Annotated in this window: 26 protein-coding genes and 2 pseudogenes; 24 read left to right on the top strand and 4 right to left on the bottom strand. The window is 47.3% G+C overall.

What is annotated here, in order from left to right:
- Nucleotides 1-208 precede the first annotated feature (208 nt).
- Entirely contained in the window at nucleotides 209-376 is a 168-nt protein-coding gene (locus OGM16_11295) for a hypothetical protein (GenBank protein UYJ45409.1), read from the top strand.
- A gap of 72 nt (nucleotides 377-448) precedes the next feature.
- The gene (locus tag OGM16_11300; GenBank protein ID UYJ45410.1) at nucleotides 449-2,089 is read left to right on the top strand and encodes a recombinase family protein; all 1,641 of its coding nucleotides are present in this window, start codon (nucleotides 449-451) and stop codon (nucleotides 2,087-2,089) included.
- A gap of 198 nt (nucleotides 2,090-2,287) precedes the next feature.
- On the opposite strand, the gene OGM16_11305 is transcribed toward OGM16_11300, so the two are convergent.
- The 3 genes from OGM16_11305 to OGM16_11315 all read right to left on the bottom strand — a co-directional run bounded on the left by OGM16_11305 (nucleotide 2,288) and on the right by OGM16_11315 (nucleotide 5,484).
- Nucleotides 2,288-3,310: a hypothetical protein gene (locus OGM16_11305; protein UYJ45411.1), complete on the bottom strand. Its 1,023-nt coding sequence runs from the start codon at nucleotides 3,308-3,310 to the stop codon at nucleotides 2,288-2,290.
- Nucleotides 3,311-4,237: 927 nt separating this feature from the next.
- Nucleotides 4,238-5,146, bottom strand: coding sequence for an IS3 family transposase (locus tag OGM16_11310; protein UYJ45412.1), 909 nt, complete (start codon nucleotides 5,144-5,146; stop codon nucleotides 4,238-4,240).
- Nucleotides 5,143-5,484, bottom strand: coding sequence for a transposase (locus OGM16_11315; GenBank protein UYJ45413.1), 342 nt, complete (start codon nucleotides 5,482-5,484; stop codon nucleotides 5,143-5,145). The genes OGM16_11310 and OGM16_11315 overlap by 4 nt, the downstream gene beginning before the upstream one ends.
- Nucleotides 5,485-5,639: 155 nt before the next feature.
- Between OGM16_11315 and OGM16_11320 the strand changes: the two genes are divergently transcribed.
- From OGM16_11320 to OGM16_11345, 6 genes are all read left to right on the top strand, one after another.
- Nucleotides 5,640-5,888: a type IV secretion system protein VirD4 gene (locus tag OGM16_11320; protein UYJ45414.1), complete on the top strand. Its 249-nt coding sequence runs from the start codon at nucleotides 5,640-5,642 to the stop codon at nucleotides 5,886-5,888.
- A gap of 244 nt (nucleotides 5,889-6,132) precedes the next feature.
- Nucleotides 6,133-6,291 carry a Maff2 family protein gene (locus OGM16_11325; protein ID UYJ45415.1) on the top strand — a complete coding sequence of 53 codons (159 nt, stop codon included), beginning with the start codon at nucleotides 6,133-6,135 and terminating at the stop codon, nucleotides 6,289-6,291.
- Between the two features lie 155 nt (nucleotides 6,292-6,446).
- Nucleotides 6,447-6,719, top strand: coding sequence for a helix-turn-helix domain-containing protein (locus OGM16_11330; GenBank protein ID UYJ45416.1), 273 nt, complete (start codon nucleotides 6,447-6,449; stop codon nucleotides 6,717-6,719).
- Nucleotides 6,679-7,056: a TnpV protein gene (locus OGM16_11335; GenBank protein UYJ45417.1), complete on the top strand. Its 378-nt coding sequence runs from the start codon at nucleotides 6,679-6,681 to the stop codon at nucleotides 7,054-7,056. The genes OGM16_11330 and OGM16_11335 overlap by 41 nt, the downstream gene beginning before the upstream one ends.
- A gap of 116 nt (nucleotides 7,057-7,172) precedes the next feature.
- The gene (locus OGM16_11340; GenBank protein UYJ45418.1) at nucleotides 7,173-7,607 is read left to right on the top strand and encodes a MarR family transcriptional regulator; all 435 of its coding nucleotides are present in this window, start codon (nucleotides 7,173-7,175) and stop codon (nucleotides 7,605-7,607) included.
- Nucleotides 7,600-8,901, top strand: coding sequence for an MATE family efflux transporter (locus tag OGM16_11345; protein UYJ45419.1), 1,302 nt, complete (start codon nucleotides 7,600-7,602; stop codon nucleotides 8,899-8,901). Before OGM16_11340 ends, OGM16_11345 begins: the two co-directional genes overlap by 8 nt.
- A 93-nt stretch (nucleotides 8,902-8,994) precedes the next feature.
- Here OGM16_11345 and OGM16_11350 read toward each other — a convergent pair whose 3' ends face one another.
- A complete protein-coding gene (locus OGM16_11350) occupies nucleotides 8,995-9,801 on the bottom strand; it encodes a helix-turn-helix transcriptional regulator (protein ID UYJ45420.1) in 807 nt (268 codons plus the stop codon).
- Nucleotides 9,802-10,284: 483 nt separating this feature from the next.
- On the opposite strand from OGM16_11350, the gene OGM16_11355 reads away from it, so the two are divergent.
- The 16 genes and pseudogenes from OGM16_11355 (at nucleotide 10,285) to OGM16_11430 (ending at nucleotide 22,513) form a co-directional block, all read left to right on the top strand.
- Nucleotides 10,285-10,473: a hypothetical protein gene (locus OGM16_11355; GenBank protein UYJ45421.1), complete on the top strand. Its 189-nt coding sequence runs from the start codon at nucleotides 10,285-10,287 to the stop codon at nucleotides 10,471-10,473.
- Nucleotides 10,470-10,811: a DeoR family transcriptional regulator gene (locus OGM16_11360; protein UYJ45422.1), complete on the top strand. Its 342-nt coding sequence runs from the start codon at nucleotides 10,470-10,472 to the stop codon at nucleotides 10,809-10,811. The genes OGM16_11355 and OGM16_11360 overlap by 4 nt, the downstream gene beginning before the upstream one ends.
- The gene (locus OGM16_11365; protein UYJ45423.1) at nucleotides 10,804-11,100 is read left to right on the top strand and encodes a DUF3847 domain-containing protein; all 297 of its coding nucleotides are present in this window, start codon (nucleotides 10,804-10,806) and stop codon (nucleotides 11,098-11,100) included. Before OGM16_11360 ends, OGM16_11365 begins: the two co-directional genes overlap by 8 nt.
- 306 nt (nucleotides 11,101-11,406) lie before the next feature.
- Nucleotides 11,407-12,417: a C45 family autoproteolytic acyltransferase/hydrolase gene (locus tag OGM16_11370; GenBank protein ID UYJ45424.1), complete on the top strand. Its 1,011-nt coding sequence runs from the start codon at nucleotides 11,407-11,409 to the stop codon at nucleotides 12,415-12,417.
- A gap of 157 nt (nucleotides 12,418-12,574) precedes the next feature.
- Nucleotides 12,575-14,155, top strand: coding sequence for a MobA/MobL family protein (locus tag OGM16_11375; protein ID UYJ45425.1), 1,581 nt, complete (start codon nucleotides 12,575-12,577; stop codon nucleotides 14,153-14,155).
- A gap of 65 nt (nucleotides 14,156-14,220) precedes the next feature.
- Complete coding sequence (locus tag OGM16_11380; protein UYJ45426.1) at nucleotides 14,221-14,865, top strand: CHC2 zinc finger domain-containing protein; 645 nt, start codon at nucleotides 14,221-14,223, stop codon at nucleotides 14,863-14,865.
- Nucleotides 14,843-16,171: a virulence-associated E family protein gene (locus OGM16_11385; protein UYJ45427.1), complete on the top strand. Its 1,329-nt coding sequence runs from the start codon at nucleotides 14,843-14,845 to the stop codon at nucleotides 16,169-16,171. Before OGM16_11380 ends, OGM16_11385 begins: the two co-directional genes overlap by 23 nt.
- Before the next feature lie 241 nt (nucleotides 16,172-16,412).
- Nucleotides 16,413-16,610, top strand: a complete 198-nt coding sequence (locus tag OGM16_11390; GenBank protein UYJ45428.1) for a hypothetical protein — start codon at nucleotides 16,413-16,415, stop codon at nucleotides 16,608-16,610.
- The gene (locus OGM16_11395; protein ID UYJ45429.1) at nucleotides 16,611-18,281 is read left to right on the top strand and encodes a recombinase family protein; all 1,671 of its coding nucleotides are present in this window, start codon (nucleotides 16,611-16,613) and stop codon (nucleotides 18,279-18,281) included.
- 90 nt (nucleotides 18,282-18,371) lie between these two features.
- Nucleotides 18,372-18,455: pseudogene (locus OGM16_11400) on the top strand (Maff2 family protein).
- A gap of 10 nt (nucleotides 18,456-18,465) precedes the next feature.
- A complete protein-coding gene (locus tag OGM16_11405) occupies nucleotides 18,466-19,329 on the top strand; it encodes a CD0415/CD1112 family protein (GenBank protein UYJ45430.1) in 864 nt (287 codons plus the stop codon).
- A 38-nt stretch (nucleotides 19,330-19,367) separates the two neighbouring features.
- The gene (locus OGM16_11410) at nucleotides 19,368-19,820 is read left to right on the top strand and encodes a SpoVG family protein (GenBank protein UYJ45431.1); all 453 of its coding nucleotides are present in this window, start codon (nucleotides 19,368-19,370) and stop codon (nucleotides 19,818-19,820) included.
- Complete coding sequence (locus tag OGM16_11415) at nucleotides 19,820-20,377, top strand: MT-A70 family methyltransferase (GenBank protein ID UYJ45432.1); 558 nt, start codon at nucleotides 19,820-19,822, stop codon at nucleotides 20,375-20,377. Before OGM16_11410 ends, OGM16_11415 begins: the two co-directional genes overlap by 1 nt.
- Entirely contained in the window at nucleotides 20,374-21,120 is a 747-nt protein-coding gene (locus tag OGM16_11420; protein ID UYJ45433.1) for a hypothetical protein, read from the top strand. The genes OGM16_11415 and OGM16_11420 overlap by 4 nt, the downstream gene beginning before the upstream one ends.
- Nucleotides 21,121-21,156: 36 nt before the next feature.
- Nucleotides 21,157-21,591: a PrgI family protein gene (locus tag OGM16_11425; protein UYJ45434.1), complete on the top strand. Its 435-nt coding sequence runs from the start codon at nucleotides 21,157-21,159 to the stop codon at nucleotides 21,589-21,591.
- 97 nt (nucleotides 21,592-21,688) lie between these two features.
- A pseudogene (locus tag OGM16_11430) lies at nucleotides 21,689-22,513 on the top strand (conjugal transfer protein TraE).
- Nucleotides 22,514-23,287: the final 774 nt, after the last annotated feature.

Here is a 23,287-nt window from a genome sequence, read left to right on the forward strand (position 1 = left end):
TCTCCGGTCTGGATACGGAAAAAGCCTGTAAATAAGGTATTTTCTAATATCTATCTCTATCTCCGGCAACGAAAACAACGAGATTTTTCAAGAAAATTGATAAAGTAAGATTTGCAGGTCAGACGGTAGTTTACAGGTTTTCAGAGGTTCGTTGCCGGACTTCGTTGCCAGTGCTGCCGTCTGGCCTGCTACTCTATGGAGGTAGCCTATGGAAAAAAGCAAACAGCAGAAAAATAAAGTCCGTTTTGTGGTGGTGCGGGAGTTCTCCGGGGAGAAGTCCATGCGGGAAGCCTTTGAGCAGCTGATTGAGCGTCAGACCTGCGAACACTTCGAGGAATGGCGTCAGCAGCGGGAAATGGCCGAAAACGCTGCGTAAAAACGGTTGATTCAGGGGCAGGGACATGGTACTATAATGGTATCGTGTCCCTGTTCATAGAAGGAGAACGCTATGAGCAGGAAAAAACAAGTCTATGAGAAAATCACCGCTCTCTACTGCCGCATCTCTCTGGATGACGGCGGCGACAACGAGAGTATGAGCATCAGCAACCAGAAAATCATGCTTCGGGACTTTGCTGAAAAGCATGGAATGTTCCAGTATGAATATTATGTGGATGACGGCTATACGGGCCGCAATTTCAACCGCCCTGCCTTCCAGCGCATGATCGCTGACATTGAGGCGGGGAAGATCGGCTGCGTCATCACCAAAGACCTATCCAGGCTTGGTAGGAACTATATTGAAGCTGGCAGCTATATCGAAATCTTTTTCCCCAAACACAATGTACGCTATATCGCCATCACGGACGGCGTGGACAGCCTGACCCGTCAGGAGATGGACATTACGCCCTTTAAGAATATCCTGAACGATATGTACAGCCGGGATATTTCTAAAAAGGTGCTGGCAGGCATCACCACCCGCTCCCGGCAGGGGAAGTTCTGCGGAGGGACGCCGCCCTTCGGCCTGATGCGTGACCCGGAGGACAAGGGGCATCTCATCATTGACCCTGAGACAGCGCCAATCATCCGCAAAATCTATGACTATGCCCTTGACGGGCTGGGCTGCATGAGGATTTCCAAACGTCTGATGGAAGAAAAAATCCCAATCACCCATGTCAAAGCCAACACGGAGTTTGACGCCAACTATTATTTCTGGGGCGGAGCCAGAATCAGTCACATCCTGAGAAATCCATTCTATAAGGGCGCACATTTGGTCTTTCGGACGCATCAGAAAGGCATCCGCTCCAACACCTATGACATTATTCCCCGTGACCAGTGGGAAGTGATCGAGGGCTGCCATGAGGCCATTGTGACGCCGGAGGAATGGGAACAGGTGCAGGAACTCATTGACCGCAGGCCGACCATTCAGGGGAATTCCTGCCCCTTTTATAATCTGTTCCACGGTCTGGTCTACTGCGCCACCTGCGGGAAGTCCATGCAGGTGCGGTATGAGAAAGTGGGCCGAACCGGGAAGAACCGCTTCACCGGCGAAATGCGGGAGCCGATTGACAAGGCGTACTATATCTGCCAGACCTACAACCGCATGGGCTGCAAGGTCTGTTCCAGCCACAAGATCGAGGCCAGGGATTTATACAATCTGGTGCTGAAAGACATTCAGGAACTGGCGGCGCAGGCTATGAAGGATGCCGATGCGTTCTACCAGCGGCTCAGCCGCCGGATGGAGCACCGGTATCTGGTGGACGCCTCCCAGACAGAAAAGGAACGCCTGCGGCTGGAAGCCCGAAATCAGGAAATTGACGGGATGTTCCTGAGCCTGTACACCGATAAGGCCAAAGGCATCCTGACCGAGCAGCGGTTTGTGAAGCTGACGGCGGCGCTGGAACAGGAGCAGGAATCCAACCAGAAACGCCTGCATGACCTGGCAATGATGCAAGGTCGTGCCGATGCGCAAGAAAGCGAAGTCCGCACTTTTATCAAGGAAATCCGGCGCTATGCCGCCATCGAGGAACTGGACGAGGCGGTGCTGAACCGGCTCATTAGCCGGATTCTGATTGGAGAAATCAAGAAGATTGATGGTCAGAGGACACAGGAGGTTAAGATTATTTACAATTTTGTTGGGGAAATGTCAAGGTAGAATTTAGACGCTAAATACTTTTAATTTATATCAAAAGTGATACAACAATTTTCTTTTAATGCTATCAGGCAATAAAGTTATTCCTTTGGCCAGAGTAAAAGGGATAACTTTATTTTGCTAAAGCATACTAAAAAGGGCGCGTTGCAGAAAATTATCCGCAACACGCCCTCTTCTATAAGTCCTTATGTCAAAATCAAATTATTGGTAATCTTGAATATTGGGATAAGCGGCACCGTTATTATGCGCGTAAGCTGCTTCAAAGTAGTCGAGGCTTTCAAAAGTAATGCCCTGATAGTTTCCGACATTCAACACATCAAAAGTTAGATTCAGAACATCACCAGCGGAATATTGGTCAAGAAGATTTCCTGCAAATTTCCATCCTATGTTTTCCTCATAAGTATCCTCGGTAAAATAAAATGTAGTCGCATCCTCAGTCGCATCATAACTAATGTCAATAATTATATCAGAGAAATGAACTTGATCTCCAGCATTAAAGTCTTTGAGATAATCTACAGTTTTTCCATCAGCAGGATTAATAAATTGAGCATTAAGTTGTGTCATATCAACAACCTCTGGAGGAAGAGAATTAAGTCTGTAAGATTCTGCAACAGAGAATTGATAAACTCTGTTATTATCCCCAAAGTAAAATCCATCTTCCGTCATAGGAACACTTGAACGAGCATTGGCATTGTAATAATGGGCATAATACAACTGCCATTTGTATGTCTCAGTTGAAACAAACTGTGCTTTCCATGTACCAGAACTGTCTCCTGCTTTCTTTGTATAAAACATATACTGATTTGTACCAGTAGTTGCTTGACTTACCGTATCACCAGAGGCATCTGACAAGATGAGTGCAATCTGTGTAAAAATATCGACAAAGATAATCCTATGTCCATGCATACGGATAGAACCAACGCTGTTATCTACTTCTGGACGAAAATAAACCTCAGGCCCCATATCACCCGTGTTATATTCTATGCTAGGTGAAACAAGATAGGCCCAACTACTATCCTTTTCACTCTGTCCATCGAGATCGATAAGCTTTTCCACATAATCTGAAAGGATAATCCAGCCAATCTTCCACCAATTCACTTTGCTTGCTTCAGCAGAAGAACTGATATTCTCGTTGTCGGCATAAGCAAAAGTAGTGTTAGAAAAACTTATGCACATAACCAAGGAAAGAGTAAGTGCAACAATCTTACGTGTTAGCTTTTTCATTTAAAACCAAAACAATAATGCAAATGATGGATGCAATAAAAAAGAATACTCCAGCAACCCGCATCAAACCAAGATATAAATCTGTAGGTTCACCGCCTTTTACAGAAAAGAAGTGTTCAATTTTCCATAAAAGTTCCGGCTTAAAAATCATAAAAAAACTTAATAGAAGCAAAAGGATAAGCCATATGTTATCTATGTATAACACTTCCTTTCTGCTAATACTGAAAATTCAAATAAAAAAGCGCATAAGTAGACAAATAATCATGCCTAACTTATGCGCAAATAGAAACAATTTTAATTCTAAGCCTCCAAAGCTGGCAGCGTCGGTAAAAATGCTCCATTATTAAGTTAGGCAACTTAACCTTAAAACAAATCATCGGTCTTACCTCCCAACAATATAAATTTCGACTTTTCACTTTTATTTTATCACCTAAAGCAGAACTTGTCAATGAATTTGTCTAAAATAAGTCGATTTTCTTTTTTGATTATGTGCATTTTTAACTAATAGAAAGAAAGTTGTATTGAGGGCGATTGGTGTTCCTTATTCCATATGTCGGAACTGTATGAAGTGAAAATAGTTTATCCGTTGAAGAGTCACTCCACAGGTTATGCTTGATTCTTTCAAAGTTATGTTTCTATAATATGCATCCGTACTGTCATATTATAATTCACATTATTGGATAATATAAATTGACAAGTATAAGATAAACAGACAAGGAGTCGCTGCCACCCGTAAAACGGGTGGCTCGGGACGCAGGCTTTAAGCCCACTCTACTTGGCCGCGCCTCAAGGCGCTAGCTTTCTCTTTTAGGCTATACTAAAGTTTTTATTTCCCTGGTACAACCGGGGATTTTTTTGCTTCAAGCCGCCAATTAGAACTGATGTTGTCAAGATTGGTTGACACATTTTTCTCAAGGACATCATGGACTATGCTGCTATACGCAGAGAATCATAGTATCTCTGTCGCTTGAGCATGGGAGGAAGACCACCATTGGTGGTGCAAATCCTCCGATTGTTCCAATAACTGATAAAGTATCTCCAGATTAGAGACTTCAGTTCGGACACAGTCAGGTTTTCACTGTTGTATCGGTCATACAATAATTCTGTCTTTAGACGCGCCCACATGCTTTCACAACGGGCATTGTCATGGCATCGACCACCGGCACTGTTCATACTTTGGATGATTTCATATTTTCTCAGGGTGCTGCGGTAAAGCTCACTGGTATATTGGCTACCTCGATCGGAGTGAAGCACTGCTCCTTGAATTTCAGGATATGCGATAAAAGCGTTTTCTACCGTATGCTGGCAAAGCGTTGCCTTCATCGTGGTTTCCATTGCCAGCCCCAGTACTGCTGAATCAAAACAATCGAAGATTGCCGAAACATAGAGTTTTCCATCTTTTGCTTTGATTTCGGTGATATCTGTCACGCATTTTTCAAGAGGCTTTTCTGATGTGAAATTTCTCTTAAGAAGATCATCCGATTTACGAGCCTCACGGTCTGCTTTCGTAATTCCTTTCGGATTACGCTTAGGACGATGACTGAGACCGATTTTTTCCATGACTCTATAAACGGTACGCTCACTGGGGATAGGAATGCCATCAGGTCGTTTAAGAGTTAATGCCTGGAACATACGTACACGTCCATAGGTGTCGTTGCAGACATCCTCAGCATGGATTTCAAGCATGGTATCTGCAAGCGTCTGGTATTTCCACGGACGGTCTTTTACGGACAGATATTTATAAAATCCCTGGCGGCTCACATGTAACATACGACAGTAAAAAGCCAGTTTTCCCTTGATGGTGCCATCGTCAGTCTTAATCGCAATGAATTTCATTCTTTCGGTCTTAGAGACTTCCGACGGCTCGCTGCGAAAAAAGCGCTGGCTTCTTCCAGAAACTCGTTTTCTTCTTTCAGACGACGAATTTCTTTATCCTGATCTTTCACGCGTTTTCGAAGCATGGTTAATTCCTCCGCAAGGCTCATGGCAGATTCTGGAGTATGGGCACCTTCTCCAATATCCAGTTGTCCGGTTCTTACGGCTTTAAGCCAGGTATGGATAGTCCCTTCAGGAATTCCTAATTCTTTAGCGGCTTTCGCACCACCGATTTCTTTTGCAAGCTTAACTGCCTGCACTTTGTATTCATGATCGTACTTACGTTGACTTCGTGCCATAGTTGGGCACCTCCTTATTCTCTTGATTATACTATGAAATCCTTGAGAATAGGCTGTCAACTTTATTTATACACCATCAAACGGCAGCCACAAAGATTTTTCTTTGCGGCTGCCGTTTTCTTGAATTCATCACTTGACAATGTGGCAAAGATCTGATGTCGGTGGATGAACTGGCAGTCATGGACGGGGGTAAATGTCTGTTGCAGATCAGGGGTGTGCGGCCGTTCCTCTCCCGGAAATACGATATAACCAAACACCCAAATTACAAACTGCTTTCCGATTTTAATGAGAAGAACGCTTTTAATATCGAAAAGTTTCTTTCTACCCGGATGCCGATGCGTCCCGGTGAACGATACCGCAATTATGAAGTCACAGCCAAAGATCTGGCTTCCCAGACTTTATAAAGTTGTTCCTGCCTGTCAAAGCATGACGCCCTGGCAGGCTTTGTTTTTGTCACGATGAAAGGAGGATTTTTTGAGGATTCGTGATTCTCCCTGAAAAGTAAATAACCGCAGGATTTTTCCTGCCCCATGCCGCCGTGCTGTTTGAAACAGATTTTTTCTAAAAACAGTGCGGCGGCTTTTTTTGTTTCCGGCCTGATACGGCCATATCACAAATTAAAATTTCTGAAATTAAAGGAGGAACATTATGGCATTTTTTGCAAGCGCGATTGATACTTTGAAGATCCTTGTGATCGCCCTGGGCGCAGGTCTGGGCGCATGGGGTGTTGTAAACCTTCTCGAAGGTTACGGAAATGATAACCCAGGTGCAAAATCCCAGGGGATCAAGCAGTTCATGGCTAATTAAAGGGAACAAAAAGAAAGGAAAAGCACAATCCAGACGGTATCAGCGGCAGTCCACAAGAATAAATTGTGATTTCACAAGATTGGTGCTATAATAAGAGAAAAGTTCCTGCCGGGGCAGCCGCCCCGGTGGTATGGATAGGAAGGCGGGAAAGCAATATGCACATCAGCTATAAACCACTCTGGCATACACTGTTAGAGCGTGATATGAGAAAAGAAGATTTAAGGCTTGCTGCTGGTATGACAACGAATATGATTGCCAACATGAGCAAAGAGGGAAAGCACATCAGCATGGATACATTAGCCCGTATCTGCGAAACGCTGAATTGTGAGATTACCGATGTGATTGAGTTAGTATCAGACGAGCCTGCTTCCACAGGAGGTAAGGAGCATGAGCGAATTGAAACCAAGAATAACGGAAAACGGAATTGATTATATCCTTGTCGGAGATTACTATATCCCAGATTTGAAGCTGCCGGAGGAACATCGCCCTATCGGAAAGTACGGACGGATGCACCGGGAGTATTTAAGAGAAGTCCACCCAGCCAAATTGAACACCTTGACCTTGACAGGGGAGTTATGGACATACCTTGCAGACCTGAACGAACAGGCACAGGAACGGTTAGACACCATCATGGAGCAGATGAAAGATGCCGAGGGCGTGACCGAGGAATTGAAACGAACCCAACAAATGGAATGGGTGCGGCGTTGCAATAACATTCACAACCGGGCAGAAGAAATTATTTTGCAAGAGATGATTTATTCATAACGGTATGGTAGAATGATTATGACAAATAAGAATTTTTTGCTCCATACGCCCTTGACAATAGTCCTTACAATATACTATAATAGTATTTGTAAATACTATTTGTAAGAGGAGGACTTATGGAAAACAATCATTTTAACGTTGCGTGGGCGAAAAGCACTGCGCTATATACAAAAGCAGCTTCAGTACTTGGCGTCGGATACCCGGAAATGATGGTGCTGTATGCGCTGGAATCCATGGGAGAACTGACGCAAAAGCAGATCGCAGAGAATTTCGGTATGCAAAAACAGACGGTTCATACGGTCGTGAGCGCACTTCAAAAGAAGGGCTATTTACTGTTGGAGGCCAGCGAGGGCGATAAACGTGAGAAGCGGATCGTCTTGACTGAAAGCGGACAGGTATACGCCCACAGAATGATTGCGCCTTTACGAAAAGCCGAGGAGAAGGTTTATAGAACAATCGGGAACGAACGGCTCCAAGCCATGTGTGAAATTCTTGACCTTTTCAATCTTCTCTTTGAAAGAGAGCTGAGAGGAGGTCTGGGCAGTGAATAACAAGCGGACTTTCTTTCAGTATGTGATTCCGTCCGTGTTATCCTTTGCGCTTTCCGGGGTGTATGCCATCGTTGACGGTTTCTTTGTAGGCAACTCAATCGGGGATGCCGGACTTTCCGCAATCAACATTGCATATCCCATCACGGCGGTCCTGCAATCCGTAGGGACAGGAATCGGAATGGGTGGTTCAGTCAAATACTCCATTCTGAAAGCAGCAGGAAATGAGAAAAAAGCACGGGAGTTCGTTGCCGGTGCAACATGGCTGATGCTTCTTTTCAGCGCTGTCCTGACTGTCACCGTTTTCTTCACTTCAGAGAAAATCCTTTCTGCCCTTGGTGCATCGGGCGAGTTGCTTACTCTGGGAAATGAGTATATCAAGGTAATTGCCCTTGGAGCGATTTTACAGGTGTTCGGCACCGGACTGGTTCCGTTTATGCGTAATTACGGCGGTTCTTTGTGGGCAATGATCGCTATGATCTGCGGCTTTGCTACCAATGTTGCTCTTGACTATACTTTTGTGTGGGTTCTTGGACGGGGCATGTACGGTGCGGCATTGGCGACCATTATTGGGCAGGGAGTTACCATGGCGGTTGCACTCGTGTATTGCGCCATCAAAAAGAACCTCACTCTGAAAATCGCACCTGTTGATACCCCGAAAACGGCATTTCAGATATTAAAAATCGGACTTGCTCCATTTGGCTTGACCCTTGCCCCAAATATCTCTCTTGTGATCATCAACCGATTTTCGGTTTATTATGGCGGACAGGAGGCTATCGCCACCTATGCCTGTATCTCCTATATCATCTGCATTGTTTATCTTCTTTTGCAGGGTGTCGGTGATGGTAGCCAGCCGCTCATGAGTCAGTTCTACGGAGCAGGCGAAGAAAAATCGCTCAAACAAACCAAAACGCTGGCGTATGAATTTTCCATGGTTTTGGCGGTAATCAGTGCGATTCTGATTTACCTGCTCCGTGGAAAGATTGGACTACTGTTCGGTTCATCTGCCGAGGTAAACGCAGGGGTCATAAAGGTCATGCCGATCTTCCTTGTGTCGGTTCCGTTTGACGCCATCACACGAGTTTCCGCGGCGGCTTTCTACGCAACCGAAAAAAGTGTGCTGTCCTATGTTCTGACCTTTATCGAACCCATCATCATGCTGGTGTTGATGCTGATGCTGCCGCCGGTGTTTGGCGGTCAAATCACGATTTGGTGGAGCGCCGTATTTGCAAAGGTCATTACCGCATCAGTAAGCATTGTGCTGTCCGTTAGATACAGCGCACAAAGAAATCGATAACTTCCAGTTTATCGTTCTGATTTTCAACTGAATAACCACAGTAAAAACCGCTGCTACATGGAAGCTAACAAACCATGCAACAGCGGTTTTTCTTTACCGTTTTTTCCTTTGGCTGATAGGCGTTCCCATTTTCTTTGATTTTTTGAGAATCCGAATGAGCCAGCGAAATTCTTCATCTGACAGATTTTTATAGTTGATACCGAGCTGCTTGCAGTAAAGGACAACGAGCTTTTCATCCCGACTGCCCTTGAAATTTTCGACCGCTTCCAGATTTTCTTTCAGTTCATCGGCAACGGTGGTCTGGGGCGCACTCTCACTGTCCTTTTTGTGAGCTTCCCGAATATCCCGGATAATGAGATTGAGGTCATCCAGAACCATGTGGCTGAAATATTCATCATCGCTGATATGGGCGGCTTGCAGCACTTTCAAATGCGGGTCATCTTCGCCGGGGCGATACCGTTCAATGATTTCATGCCGGACGGTATCGACAAGTGCATTGAGATTTTGAATCTGCATGGTGGCAATCCCGTCCACATAAATCTCAATGTCTGCAAGAAACTTGATAAAATCTTTATGTGTGGCAAGCTCACAGAGCAGACGGTTGTTAATCCGACCGCTTTTCAGGAGAGCAACCATCTCATCATTCAAATGCAGCTCCGTCAATGACGTGTTGATCTGCTCCCTGTTCTCTGTCCGGCACAGTAGATAATCAACGGAAACCCCATAGAAGTCTGCCAGCGTGATAAGGTTGCCATGATTGATTTCCTTAAAATCCTCTTTTTCATAACTTCCGAGAGCAGATTTGGAAATACCCGTCAGCTTTGATAGTTCTTCCAGATTTAAGCCTTTGTCCTTGCGGAGTTCCCAAAGGCGTTCCTGTATGCTTGTTGCTCCTTTCATGGGCGCACACTCCTTTCCGGCGGTTTCATTGCTGCCGCTTAACTGGATTATATCACACTTTCCGCAATCGTGGAAATTTCTGATTTTTACTCCTAATTCCTACTTTGTGGACATACGGCACAGGGCACAAAAATGTTCTATGATACAGGTAGTTCATCGATGGATTATTCCAATCGAATGACCAGCCTGTGTGGGATATGCTTCCCCGGCGATGTAGTGCCATGACTTTTGGCAGGGATGTGGAGGAACCCTGACCGAAACGAGCGTACCAAAGGGAGCGATACGCCGCTGTGAGATTCAGGGGAGGAACGACACCGGGGAGAACTGGCGAACTGACACCGAAATGATACCGAAACACGACAATCTGATAGGGGGATAGTCTACCCTATCGCTGATACTTCGGGAGATTTTAGGCGGCTCTATGGCTGTAATTTTTCCGAAAATCGCCCCGAAACCATACACAAAAACGGGAGGAAGCGCAATATGCCGAGAATGAGCAAAAAGAGGAAACAGGAGCTTTCCTTTTACCTCAATGACCGGGGGCGTGTCACTTACAACGAATTATGCCGGAAATGCCAGCATGGGTGCAAGCAGAGCTTCCGGGCGGTTGTGATTGACTGCCCCCGTTATTTATCCAAACGAGCAAAGAAAAAGGAGGAACACACCGAATGAATTTTGAATTTATGACGATAGACACACCCTTGCCGCCCTGTATGCCTTTTCCCAGGGCGTTGACAGGATTTCCAGTCAGCAGCACCGCAAAGGTCATGTACTGCCGGATGCTGGACGCTATGCTCTCCAAAGGGCAGGAGGACGAGAACGGAATCCTGTTTGTCTGCTTCCCTGTCACAGCCATTGCCGCAGTCCTGTCCCGCAGCCCCATGACGGTCAAGCGTTCTTTGAATGAACTGGAAACCGCCGGACTTATCATGCGGGTGCGTCAGGGCGTTGGAGAACCAAACAGGATTTATGTGCTGATACCGGGAAAGGAGGACGCTGCCCTTGCCTGATACCTCAAAGCTGGAAAGGCTCAACCGGGAGATGGAGAAAAGCGAAAAGAAACTGCGGAAAGCCATCAATGATGAAAAGGCATTGCAGCACCAGTTAAAGCAGCTTACCCGAAAGGAACGGACGCACCGGCTCTGTACCCGTGGCGGTATGCTGGAAAGTTTTCTGCAAGAGCCGGAACGCCTGACAGATGATGATGTCATGATGTTGTTGAAACTCATTTTTCACAGGCAGGACACGCAGGAACTATTGAAAAAACTGCTGGAACGGGAGAAGCCGGAAACCCCTTAGTTTACTAAGGGCGCAATTATACACCACCCAGAGGTTGGTGCATTGCGTTCTCCGAAGGCTCCTCGCCGGAGGGCTGTGATTTTCCGCAGTCATGGTCTGCTTCAAATCAAACAGGAGACGCTACGCTTCCCCTGCGCTGGCTGCCGCCAGCTACCCTTTTGTGGACCTGCCCTCTGGGGACACCTTGCGCTGCAAGCTGTTCCCAGCCGACAAGTAAAATATGGCTTGACTTAAAATTTTTATTCAGTTACCCTTAGATAAGAGTTACCGGTAGCTCTTTACCTAATCAATAAGGAGCGTGTAAAAATGTATCATGCACATTTTAGGGGAACACACTACGAAGCTGGTTTTCGGTGGGGTTCCTTACTGTTAAAACACAAAAATATAATTTTGGAGAACATACCATTTGAAATCACACAGGAGCGGATTGACTATGCTTTGTCCTGCCTTCCGATTTATGAAAAGTATTACCATGAGATTATGGAAGAAATTCAAGGTCTGGCAGATGGACAACAATGTGATGTCCGTATTCTGCAAGCTGTATTATTTAGTATGTACTCTATGCCGCCATCTTGTAATTGCTCTTGTTTTGCTTTTACAACGGAGCATGAAATTCTTCTGGGACGAAACAGTGATTTTCTGACAGAAATCGAAAGACTAAATCAGAATGTAGTTTATAAATTGACAGATGGAGTTTATTCTTTCACAGGAAATACAACTGCTTTTGTTGAGATTGAAGATGGCGTTAATGAACATGGTTTAGCGGTTGGTCTAACATCCGTCTATCCTAACCAATGCAAACCGGGATTTAACGCAGGTATGATTGTCAGATACCTGCTGGAGAAATGTAAAAATGTATCGGAAGCTGTCTCCTGTTTATATCAACTACCGATTGCTTCAGCGCAAACTTTAACCTTAGCTGATGCAATGGGGACGATAACAGTTATAGAATGTAATGCGGAACAGATAAAAGTAGAAAAGACATTGAATAACAATCTTTCTTTTGTCTGCGCAACAAACACTTTCCATTTTCCAGAAATGATAGGCTATAACAACGATAAAATTGATAATTGGTTTGCAGAAGAACGGTATCAAACATTGTATTCAGCTTTTAACAGAAAAAATGGAGGTTTCAATCTTCCATTTGCAGAAAAATTGTTGTCTGGGGATTATGGTTTTCTCTGCCAGTATGACAGAAGTACTGGTAAAGATACTGTCTGGTCAGTCATCTATGATATGAAACGACACAAAATTTATCGAAGCGAAGGGAATCCCGGACGACACAAATTCAAAGAAGATACTCGTTTTCAGTTTTGATTTTTCAAGCTGATATATTACTACAACTAAATACTCGCCGCCCACACAGCGGCACATTAAGCAGGAAATCTGAAAAAGATCTCCTGCTTTTTTTCTGCCCAAAATGAAGTGGTAAAACGCCACCCCATCCACCAATTACCGAAAGGAGGGACACGAAATGCCCTGTCCACACAACGAAATCACGATTGTGCAGCGCAGCCAGCGACAGTCTGCGGTTGCCGCCGCTGCTTACCAGAGTGGCGAAAAGCTGTTCTGTGAATACGACCAGCAAGTGAAGCACTACTCGGAAAAGCGTGGTATCGTCCACAATGAAATCCTGCTCCCGGCAAATGCTCCGCCGGAGTATGCAGACCGCAATACCTTATGGAACGCCGCCGAAGCGGTGGAGAAGCAATGGAACTCCCAGCTTGCAAGGCGGTGGGTGCTTACCATCCCCAGAGAGATACCGCCTGACCAGTACGCTGTCCTTGTCCGGGAGTTTTGTGAACAGCAGTTTGTTTCCAAAGGCATGATCGTTGACTTTGCCATCCACGACCCCCATCCGCCGGGACACAATCCCCACGCCCATGTCATGCTCACTATGAGGGCAATGGACGAACATGGAAAATGGCTTCCCAAGAGCCGCAAGGTTTATGACCTTGACGAAAACGGGGAACGGATAAAACTTCCGTCCGGCAGATGGAAAAGCCACAAGGAGGATACGGTGGATTGGAACGACCAGAAGTATTGCGAAATCTGGCGGCATGAATGGGAGGTCATCCAGAACCGCTATCTGGAAGCCAATGACCGCCCAGAGCGTGTGGACTTGCGTTCTTATGCCAGACAGGGGCTTGATATTATCCCTACTGTCCATGAGGGAGCTGCTGTCCGGCAGATGGAAAAGCGGGGTATCCAGACGAACATCGGCAACCTGAACCGGGAAATCAGAGCTGCCAACAATCTGATGAAGTCCATCCGACAGCTTATCCAAAACCTCAAAGGCTGGATTACCGAGCTGGGAGAAAAACGAAAAGAACTGCTTGCACAAAAGGCGGCGGAGGAAGCGACACTTCTTCCCAATCTGCTGATGAAGTACATGGAGATACGAAAGGAAGAACGGAAGGACTGGACGAGGGCTGGACAGAACCGGGGGACTTCACAGGACTTAAAGGCAGTCAGCGAAGCCCTGTCCTATCTCCGGCAAAAGGGGCTTTCCACTGTGGAGGACTTAGAAGCATTTCTGGAATCCTCCGGGAAATCAGCCGCAGATTACCGCAATCAGATGAAGCCAAAGGAAGCCCGAAGCAAAGTGATTGACGGGATTCTTGCCAGCCGGACAGACTGCAAAGAATGTAAGGCTGTCTATGAGAAGTACCAGAAGATATTTTTTAAGAAAACAAAGGAAAAATTCAAACAGGAACACCCGGAGGTTGCCCGGTATGAGAAAGCCGCCGCCTACCTTGCCAAGCACCCGGACGATAAGGACAGTACCCAAAAGGAGCTGCAAGAGGAGCAGGAAACGCTTCTGGAAGAAATTGCAGCCCTGAAAACACCGCTGACCGAGGTACAGGAGGATTTGAAGAAGCTGCGGGACATTCGCTACTGGGTACGGAAAGCCACCCCCGGCACAGAAGAAAGCAAAGAGCCGCCCAAGAAACAGCCTATCAAAGAAGTCTTGCAGGATAAGGCTGACGAGAAAAAAGCACAAAGAACTGCCCCGGTGCAGACAAAACACAAACAACAGGATATGGAACTTTAACAGGCACTTGCCATTTTCAGATTGAGAATGTCAGGTGCTTTTCTTTTTTTCAAGGAGGGATAGATTTGAATGTATTTGAAACTGTGAAGCAGTCCGTCACAACAAGACAGGCTGCGGAGCATTATGGAATCCATATAGGTCGGAACGGGATGGCTTGCTGCCCGTTCCATAACGATAAAACCCCAAGCATGAAGCTGGATCGGCGTTATCACTGCTTCGGCTGCGGTGCAGATGGGGATGTGATTGATTTTGCCGCCGCCCTGTATGGGCTGGGAAAGAAAGAAGCCGCCGTACAACTGGCACAGGACTTCGGGCTTTCCTATGAGGACTGGAAACCGCCGGGAAAGGCAAAAAAGCCCAAGCCCCGGCAGAAATCCCCGGAGGAACAGTTTCAGGAAGCAAAGAACCGCTGCTTCCGTATCCTTGCCGATTATCTCCACCTACTCCGGGAATGGAGAAAAGATTATGCCCCACACTCCCCGGAGGAAGCCTTTCATCCCCGGTTTGTGGAAGCCTTACAGAAGCAAGCCCATGTGGAATATCTGCTGGATGTGCTGCTGTTCGGGGAAACCGAGGAAAAAGCGGCTTTGATTACGGACTACGGAAAGGATGTGATACAGCTTGAACAGCGAATGGCAGAGCTTGCAGCCGCAGACGCAGCAAGAACTAAAAAACACCATAAACGCCATGCAGCCGCCCCAGAGCATTGAGGAAATCAAGGCGGGGCTGGAAACTACCGAGAAAGGCGGTGTCCGTCAGAGCATACGAAACTGCCTGACTGTATTCCAGCGTGACCCGCTGCTTTCCGGGGCTATCGCCTACAACATCCTGACCGACCGCAAAGACATCATAAAGCCCATCGGTTTCCACAGGGAAAGCACCGCCTTAAACGATACGGACATGAAGTATCTGCTTCTCTATCTGGAAGAAACCTACGGGCTTACCAATGAGAAAAAGATTGATAACGCCATCGGGATTGTGGCGAATGAAAACAAGTACCATCCCATCCGGGATTATCTCAATACCCTTGTGTGGGATGGGACAGAGCGAATCCGCTTCTGCCTGCGGCACTTTTTGGGGGCTGACGCAGACGATTACACCTATGAAGCGTTGAAGCTATTCCTGCTGGGTGCAATCTCACGAGCCTTTCAGCCCGGATGCAAGTTTGAAATCATGCTCTGTCTGGTAGGCGGTCAGGGGGCTGGCAAGTCCACCTTCTTCCGTCTGCTGGCAGTCCGGGACGAGTGGTTCTCCGATGATTTGCGGAAGTTGGACGATGACAATGTGTACCGCAAGCTGCAAGGTCACTGGATTATCGAAATGTCGGAAATGATGGCAACCGCAAACGCCAAGAGCATTGAGGAAATCAAGTCATTTTTAAGCCGGCAGAAAGAGGTTTACAAGATACCCTATGAAACCCACCCGGCAGACCGCCCCCGTCAGTGCGTGTTTGGCGGCACTTCCAATGCCCTTGACTTCCTGCCCCTTGACCGTTCCGGCAACCGCCGCTTTATCCCCGTCATGGTGTACCCGGAGCAAGCCGAGGTTCACATTTTAGAGGACGAAGCTGCTTCCAGAGCCTATATCGAGCAGATGTGGGCGGAAGCGATGGAGATTTACCGAAGCGGCAGGTTCAAGCTGGCTTTCAGCCCCGCCATGCAGCGGTATCTCAAAGAACACCAGAGGGATTTTATGCCGGAGGACACCAAAGCCGGGATGATACAGGCGTATCTTGATAAGTACACCGGGAGCATGGTCTGCTCCAAGCAGCTCTACAAGGAAGCCTTGAACCATGTCTTTGACGAGCCGAAGCAATGGGAAATCCGGGAAATCAACGAGATTATGAACCAGTGCATTTCCGGCTGGCGGTACTTCCCAAACCCAAGAATGTTTTCCGAATATGGCAGACAAAAGGGCTGGGAGCGTGAAAACCCGGCAACGGACTCCGGCAACCCGTCTGAAAAAACGATGGACGGTTTTGTGGAGGTCACAGAACAGATGGAGCTTCCATTCTGAAAATGACAGCCCGTTGCATCCCCTGTTGCTATCCCGTTGCCGAGCCGGTTGCCGGGGAAAACCCCATAACTGCGGGCTTTTCTCCCTTATAACAACCAAAACAACAGAAAAATAAAAGAAAAGTATAAATAGTAACCATCGCCAGATTGAGATTGTTTGCAAGGTCTTTTGAAGCCCGTTGCCGGACTTCGTTGCCGACACCCTCTGTCTGGCTATTTTCATGTATGGAGGATAACTGCCTATGGCAAAAAACAAAACAGAGATTCATGTTACAACGGTATTTGACGGGGAACTGGACGCAACCGATGTGTTCGTCAGCCTGATTTCCCAGAAATACGGTAAGACAAATACGAAAGAATATCTTGCTAAAAGGAAAGATATGAGCTATAATGAAGATGAGGTTCAAAAGAGCCAGATACCGTCTGGATTGTGTGGGTAAATGGCTATGATGAACGAAATGGAATACAGAACAATCGGTTCGGCACTTGCCGGAGGGTATCGTGCAGCGGTCTATTGCAGGCTGTCAAAGGACGATGACCTGCAAGGCGAAAGTGCCAGTATCGCAAACCAGCGTGATATGCTGGAAAAATACTGCGAAAAGCAGGGATGGGAGGTTGTGGCAGTCTATCAGGACGATGGCTTCACAGGTCTTAATATGGAGCGTCCTGATTTACAGAGAATGTTGAGAGCCATTGAGCGCAGGCAAATCAACCTTGTCATCACGAAAGACCTCAGCCGACTGGGGCGTAACTATCTGCAAACCGGGCATTTGATTGAGGACTTTTTCCCAAGAAACGGTGTCCGCTATATCGCCATGAATGACGGTATCGACACCCTGCGTGATAACAACGATATTGCCCCGTTCAAGAATATCCTGAACGAGATGTACAGCAAGGATATTTCCAAGAAAGTCCATTCCTCTTATCTTCTGAAAGCGCAGAAAGGACAGTTTACCGGGTGTCTTGCCCCGTTCGGGTATCGGAAAGACCCGGAGGACAAAAACCATCTGCTCATTGACGAGGAAACCGCCCCGATTGTGCGGCTGATTTTCGGATATGCCCTAAACGGTCATGGTCCGAACTATATCCGCAGACGGCTGGAGGAAGAAAAAATCCCCTGCCCCACATGGTGGAACCGGGAACGGGGGCTTCGCAATACCCGCACCAAATGGGAAAAGAAAGACCCGGAAAACGGGCGGTATATGTGGGACTTCTCCGTTATCAAAGACCTTTTGATGAATCCCGTCTACACCGGGGCGATTGCTTCCCAGAAAAAGGACTACCGTTTCAAAATCGGCACGATTGGGGAAAAGAAGCCGGAGGACTGGATTGTGGTGGAGGGACAGCATGAACCGCTGATTGACCGCATGAGCTTTGACATTGTGCAGAACAAGCTGAAATCCCGCCAGCGTCCGGGGCAGACCAATGAAATCAGCCTGTTTGCCGGACTGATAAAATGCGGTGAGTGTGGGAAGTCACTGACGATACGCTACACAAACGCAAAACATCCCCAGCAGATTTACTCCTGCAAAACCTACAATGCCTTTGGAAAGAACCACTGCACCCAGCACCGGATTGATTATGACACCCTTTACAGCCATGTGCTGCGGAAAATCCGGGAATGTGCCAGAGCCGCCCTGATGGACGGGGAAGCGGTTGCCGACCGCTTGACCAATACCTGTGAAGCCGAGCAGCGGGAACAGCGGGAAGCAATGGAACGCTCCCTCACAAGGGACGAGGAACGGATTGAGGTTCTGGACAAAATGGTAATGCGGCTTTATGAGGATATGATTGCAGGGCGTATCAGTGAACAGAATTTCAACACCATGCTGGAAAAGACACAGACCGAGCAAGCGGAGCTTAAAGCAAAAGTGTCCGAGGGCAGAAAGCGGCTGTCCGATGAAGTCCAGCTTGCCAATGACGCAAAACAATGGGTGGAAGCCATTCAGGAATACGCCAATATCACAGAGCTGGACGTAGCCACCCTCAACCGCTTAATCAAAGAAATCGTCGTGCATGAGCGCATTGACGAAGATAAAACAAGACACATTTCTATCGAAATTCATTTTAATCTCAAACCCATCCCAGAGGTGGAACAGGTCACTGCCTGACCTGTCCCGCCGGGACGGTTCTCTTAAAAACACCATATAGATTTTTTGTACGCCGCCGCCCGCCATCGAGCAGAGTTTTACACCTAATTGGGTATAAAACAGCTTATGGCAGGCGGAGGTATCGCTCTGGTTGGTGCAACGCTGATCCCGCTGCTTTCCGGCCTGTTCGGTTAAGGGCTGACTTATGGGCAGTCTGTTTGAATGGATAACAGACTGGATTAAAGAGGGCCTGATCGATGCGATCACCGGACAGTACACCAGTATTTTCAACTCCGTCAACAACCAGGTTGCGGATGTGGCAAATCAGGTAGGACAGACCCCGCAGGGCTGGAATGGCGGCGTGTTTTCCATGATCCAGAATCTTTCGGAAACCGTCGTCATTCCCATTGCGGGCATGATCCTTACCTTTGTTCTTGTGTATGAACTGATCCAGATGATTCTCGAAAAGAACAACATGCACGAATTCGATACATTCAACATCTTCAAGTGGATTTTCAAGACTTTTGTTGCCACTTACCTGCTCACCAACTGTTTTACGATTGTGATGGCGGTCTTTGATGTGGCCCAAAATGTGGTGTCGCAAAGTGCCGGTGTCATAAACGGGAACCTGGATGTGCAGGCGGCGTTGTCTGATCTGGAAACCCAGCTTGAAGCAATGGGAATGTGGGAACTGATTGGGCTGTGGCTGGAAACCAACATCATCAATCTGTGTATGTGGGTACTGTCCATCGTGATCTTTGTCATTGTATATGGCCGTATGATCGAGATTTATTTAACCGTGAGCCTTGCACCGATCCCGTTTTCCACAATGGCAAACCGGGAATGGGGACAAATGGGAACTGGGTATCTGCGTTCCCTTTTTGCCCTGGGTTTTCAGGGTTTTTTGATCCTGATCTGTGTTGCCATTTATGCAGTGCTGGTCCAGTCTATCCCATCGTCCGGCGATGTGCACGGCGCGATCTGGGGAACGGCGGGTTATACGGTGCTGCTGGCCTTTGCCCTGTTTAAGACAGGTTCGTTATCCAAATCCATATTTAATGCAAGATAGCATGAACAAAACCAATTCTAAAAAGGAGGATTTTATATATGAGTAAAACCAATACAGAAAAAATGGCGCCGGAGACACAGACGCCGGAAATGGCAAACGGCATGAAGCTGGATGTCCGCGTGCGTCCAATCGCCCCAATGGGAAACCTGCTGGCGTTTGCCAATGTTACGATTGGCGGATGCTTTAAGATTGACGGTTTCCGTATCTGTTCCAGTGAAAAGGGGCTGTATGTCAATATGCCCGCAACCCAGGATAAGGGAGGCAACTGGAAAGATGTCTGCTGGCCGGTTACGGCAGAGTTCCGCAAGCAGCTCAACGATGCCCTGATCGATGGGTACGGGCAGGCTATTGAAAATTTGCAGGCAACTCTTGAAGCAACAAAGGGAGCTGCGGAAAAGCCTTCCCTGACCGGTGCATTGAAGGAAAATGCCGGTAAGGTCAAAGAACAGCCGACTAAACCTGCCCCATCTAAGAATGAGCAGGCTCGCTAATGCCGGAAACGAAACAGTACGGCATTATCTATGCCGATCCGCCCTGGCATTATGACAGGAAACATGGAAGCGGCGTTGCGGAAAACCATTACCCCACAATGAGCATTGAAGAAATCTGTGCCCTGCCGGTATCGGAACTTGCCGCAAAAGACAGCGCCCTCTTTCTGTGGGCGACCTTCCCACAGCTCAATGAAGCCTTCCGGGTGATCGACGCCTGGGGGTTCAAATATAAAACGCTGGCTTTTCTATGGCTCAAACAGAACCGGAAAGCGGATAGCTGGTTTTATGGCATGGGCTTTTGGACCCGCTCAAACGCGGAGGTCTGCCTGCTGGCAACCAGAGGCCGTCCGAAACGCCAGTGTGCGGGAATCCATCAGTTTGTGATCTCCCATATTGAGCAGCACAGCAAGAAACCGGACGAGGTGCGGGATAAGATCGTAAAACTCATGGGCGATCAGCCCAGAGTGGAACTGTTTGCAAGACAAAAGACTCCCGGCTGGGATGTATGGGGCAATGAAGTGAACTGTACGCTGACTATGCCGGAGCGAAAGGGGTGATTTTGATAGAACAAGATGCAAAGCGGCTGCTTATGGAACGGCTGGACGAGTGTTTGAAGGTTCATGCGGATATGCTGGATGCACAGAACATCGGCAGCATTTACGAGTTGCAGGGACTTTCGGAACTCCACTATTATCTGAAGGTTGAGCATGTATTTACTCCGGCGGAAGTAGAGGCACTTCTTTCTTTTCAGGACCCGTTGGATGTAGCCCGATGGTGCTGGGAAGAAAATAACCATGAACACAGTTTCCCGATCTGCGATCTTCTCAAAGAAATTGATGCAGAGCAAAAATTTGAACATTTCACAAGCGAGCCTTCCGCACAGGACAAATATACGCTCCTGATGAAACGACTGGGACAGAATTACTTTGCCTACCGGGAAAGCCTTATGTCAAAGGATAAGGAATCCTTAATTGAAAAAGCTGCTGAAATTACAGCCATGCAGGAGGCGTATTCCTATCTGACAACAAAGTTTGAGTTCGGGGATGAAATGCTGGATGATGTGCTGGCGCTTGAGAATCCTTTGAAATACTTTGCAGACCGTTGGCTTTTGCCAGTTTCGGATGTGTTCGACGTGGATATGGATATTCGGGAAAATATTGCCGGAATCCGAGACAGCCAGGAATACCTGTGTCAGAGAGGACCGGCTGTTTCTGTCCTGGCACGGCTGCAAAATGCGGCTCAGGAAGTGCGGGAATGTCCGGCTGCGGAGAAAGCGGTACGCGATTTTGGTGCACGCTAATGGACCGGAAACTATATTACGATGGGAGGTGTATAGATGCCTTATGTACCTGTACCAAAGGATTTAACCAAAGTTAAGACCAAGCTGGCCTTCAATCTGACGAAGCGCCAGCTTATTTGTTTCAGCCTTGCCGGGCTTGTCGGCCTTCCGGTGTATTTCTTTACCCGCGGGGCGATCGGGAACTCGGCGGCTGTACTTTTGATGATCGGGCTGATGATGCCCTTTTTCTTCTTCGCCATGTATGAGCGTGACGGGCAGCCGGCAGAAAAGATTTTGAAGAACCGGCTCCGTTATAAGCTCTGGCCGAAGGACCGTCCATACAGGACGGATAACCTGTATAAATCTATGTCAAAGAAGGAGGTTACAAAGATTGCCAAAAAACAAGCAGCAGGAAGCTCAGGAAAAGCGTCTGCAAAAAAACATCAGGCAGGCCAAAAAGACCAGAGCCGATGCAAAGCAGGGCAAAACTAAGTCTGCCCGTTCCAAGCCGTCTAAAAAAGGCGGCTTTTTTGCCGGGCTGAAAGCAGATGCCCCGCAGACGGTCCAGCAGAGCATTCCCTACCGTGAAATGTACCGGGATGGGATCTGCCGGCTGACTGATACCCTTTACACCAAAACGGTGCAGTTTTTTGATATTAACTATCAGCTTGCACAGGCAGATGATAAAGCACAGATCTTCGAGGGTTACTGCGATTTCTTAAATTACTTCGACGCCTCGATCCATGTGCAGCTTACCTTTATCAACCAGCGGGCCAATATGCAGGATTTTACCAGAAGCATTGACATCCCTCCCCGCGGCGACGAGTATGACGGAATCCGCAGGGAATACGGGGATATGTTAAAGAACCAGTTGCAGAAAGGAAATAACGGTCTCACCAAACGTAAATACATTACCTTTGGGATCGAGGCAGATGACCTGCGTACTGCGAAAATGCGTCTGGAACGCATTGAAACGGATGTGCTGGCAAATTTCAAGACCCTTGGAGTCCAGGCAAGATCCTTAAACGGACTGGAACGTCTGGAGCTTCTTCACAGCCAGCTTCACCCGGACGGTCAGGAAAAGTTTCATTTCCAGTGGTCGGATCTGCCTAAGACCGGTCTTTCTACCAAAGACTTCGTTTCCCCATCCGGGCTGTCTTTTTCAAAGGATGGAAAGACATTCCGGGTAGGCGATCATTCCGGTGCTGTCTCCTTTTTGCAGATTTTGGCGCCGGAGCTTACCGACCGGCTTTTAGCGGATCTTCTTGACTTAAACGACGCCGTGACCGTCAACCTGCATATCCAGTCTATCGACCAGGCGCAGGCGATCCGAAACATCAAGCGTAAAATGTCGGACCTGCAGAAAATGACCATTGAGGAACAAAAGAAAGCGGTCCGATCCGGGTATGACATGGGTGCGACACGTTTCTTGATAACTGCATAAGCAGGAAACAAGGCATATACAAAACTTTTGTATAGAGAACTGATATTCCAAAGAGTGGAATGAGGGGGTAACGTCCCGAAACGCTCTCCTTAATACTCCTACATGCTGTGCTAACTGCTGAAATGCGCAGTATGAAGCTAGGTGAAGTCGGCAGAGAGATACCGTAAGGCATGAAAATGTCACGAAAGCTGTCCAGCGGTGGGCGGTGTATCCTATATGCCGGAGGTCTATAAAATATCTATGGTGAGAATAATTTAGAGATAAGTTTGACGAACTTGCGAAAGTAAGGGTCTAAACGTAGCTTATGTAGAAATGCATAAACCGTGGTCACGGGGTATGTGGGGTAAAGTAAGAATCCATGTTATGAAATACCCTATTGTGTTACAGGCACAATTAAGCATACAGGCTCATAGCAAGCACCTACGGATATATGAACAGATAGGAATATCGGAACGTGGGAAGCTGTGAATACAAATGGTAAGGATTCAGCAGTCTAATGTTGTAGTGATAGAAAAAATCGAAAGCCAGTAGCAAATACTGGCAAGCCAATAGGCTTTCCGCTATCGGGATAATCTATCTTTATCACAGTGAAATCAGGGGCACGAGCATTGATATTTCCTGTAATGGGAAAAGGAGCAACAGCCCCAAGACAGGATTTAGTTTCATCATTATTTCTAAATCTTTCAAGGTTCTTGTATGACTAATAGAAACCAAGTCCGAAAGGAGGCGGTTGACTTGACTGTC

The sequence above is a fragment of the Lachnospiraceae bacterium genome (genome assembly GCA_025758065.1).
Classification (GTDB): Bacteria; Bacillota; Clostridia; order Lachnospirales; family Lachnospiraceae; genus Enterocloster.

What these genes read in the sequence shown, in the direction of transcription:
- OGM16_11295 (UYJ45409.1), top strand. Translation starts at nt 209, where the DNA reads ATGGAAAAAAGCAAACAGCAGAAAAATAAAGTCCGTTTTGTGGTGGTG.
- OGM16_11300 (UYJ45410.1), top strand. Translation starts at nt 449, where the DNA reads ATGAGCAGGAAAAAACAAGTCTATGAGAAAATCACCGCTCTCTACTGC.
- OGM16_11305 (UYJ45411.1), bottom strand. Translation starts at nt 3,310, where the DNA reads ATGAAAAAGCTAACACGTAAGATTGTTGCACTTACTCTTTCCTTGGTT.
- OGM16_11310 (UYJ45412.1), bottom strand. Translation starts at nt 5,146, where the DNA reads ATGAAATTCATTGCGATTAAGACTGACGATGGCACCATCAAGGGAAAA.
- OGM16_11315 (UYJ45413.1), bottom strand. Translation starts at nt 5,484, where the DNA reads ATGGCACGAAGTCAACGTAAGTACGATCATGAATACAAAGTGCAGGCA.
- OGM16_11320 (UYJ45414.1), top strand. Translation starts at nt 5,640, where the DNA reads ATGTCGGTGGATGAACTGGCAGTCATGGACGGGGGTAAATGTCTGTTG.
- OGM16_11325 (UYJ45415.1), top strand. Translation starts at nt 6,133, where the DNA reads ATGGCATTTTTTGCAAGCGCGATTGATACTTTGAAGATCCTTGTGATC.
- OGM16_11330 (UYJ45416.1), top strand. Translation starts at nt 6,447, where the DNA reads ATGCACATCAGCTATAAACCACTCTGGCATACACTGTTAGAGCGTGAT.
- OGM16_11335 (UYJ45417.1), top strand. Translation starts at nt 6,679, where the DNA reads ATGAGCGAATTGAAACCAAGAATAACGGAAAACGGAATTGATTATATC.
- OGM16_11340 (UYJ45418.1), top strand. Translation starts at nt 7,173, where the DNA reads ATGGAAAACAATCATTTTAACGTTGCGTGGGCGAAAAGCACTGCGCTA.
- OGM16_11350 (UYJ45420.1), bottom strand. Translation starts at nt 9,801, where the DNA reads ATGAAAGGAGCAACAAGCATACAGGAACGCCTTTGGGAACTCCGCAAG.
- OGM16_11355 (UYJ45421.1), top strand. Translation starts at nt 10,285, where the DNA reads ATGCCGAGAATGAGCAAAAAGAGGAAACAGGAGCTTTCCTTTTACCTC.
- OGM16_11360 (UYJ45422.1), top strand. Translation starts at nt 10,470, where the DNA reads ATGAATTTTGAATTTATGACGATAGACACACCCTTGCCGCCCTGTATG.
- OGM16_11370 (UYJ45424.1), top strand. Translation starts at nt 11,407, where the DNA reads ATGTATCATGCACATTTTAGGGGAACACACTACGAAGCTGGTTTTCGG.
- OGM16_11375 (UYJ45425.1), top strand. Translation starts at nt 12,575, where the DNA reads ATGCCCTGTCCACACAACGAAATCACGATTGTGCAGCGCAGCCAGCGA.
- OGM16_11385 (UYJ45427.1), top strand. Translation starts at nt 14,843, where the DNA reads ATGCAGCCGCCCCAGAGCATTGAGGAAATCAAGGCGGGGCTGGAAACT.
- OGM16_11390 (UYJ45428.1), top strand. Translation starts at nt 16,413, where the DNA reads ATGGCAAAAAACAAAACAGAGATTCATGTTACAACGGTATTTGACGGG.
- OGM16_11395 (UYJ45429.1), top strand. Translation starts at nt 16,611, where the DNA reads ATGGCTATGATGAACGAAATGGAATACAGAACAATCGGTTCGGCACTT.
- OGM16_11405 (UYJ45430.1), top strand. Translation starts at nt 18,466, where the DNA reads ATGGGCAGTCTGTTTGAATGGATAACAGACTGGATTAAAGAGGGCCTG.
- OGM16_11410 (UYJ45431.1), top strand. Translation starts at nt 19,368, where the DNA reads ATGAGTAAAACCAATACAGAAAAAATGGCGCCGGAGACACAGACGCCG.
- OGM16_11415 (UYJ45432.1), top strand. Translation starts at nt 19,820, where the DNA reads ATGCCGGAAACGAAACAGTACGGCATTATCTATGCCGATCCGCCCTGG.
- OGM16_11425 (UYJ45434.1), top strand. Translation starts at nt 21,157, where the DNA reads ATGCCTTATGTACCTGTACCAAAGGATTTAACCAAAGTTAAGACCAAG.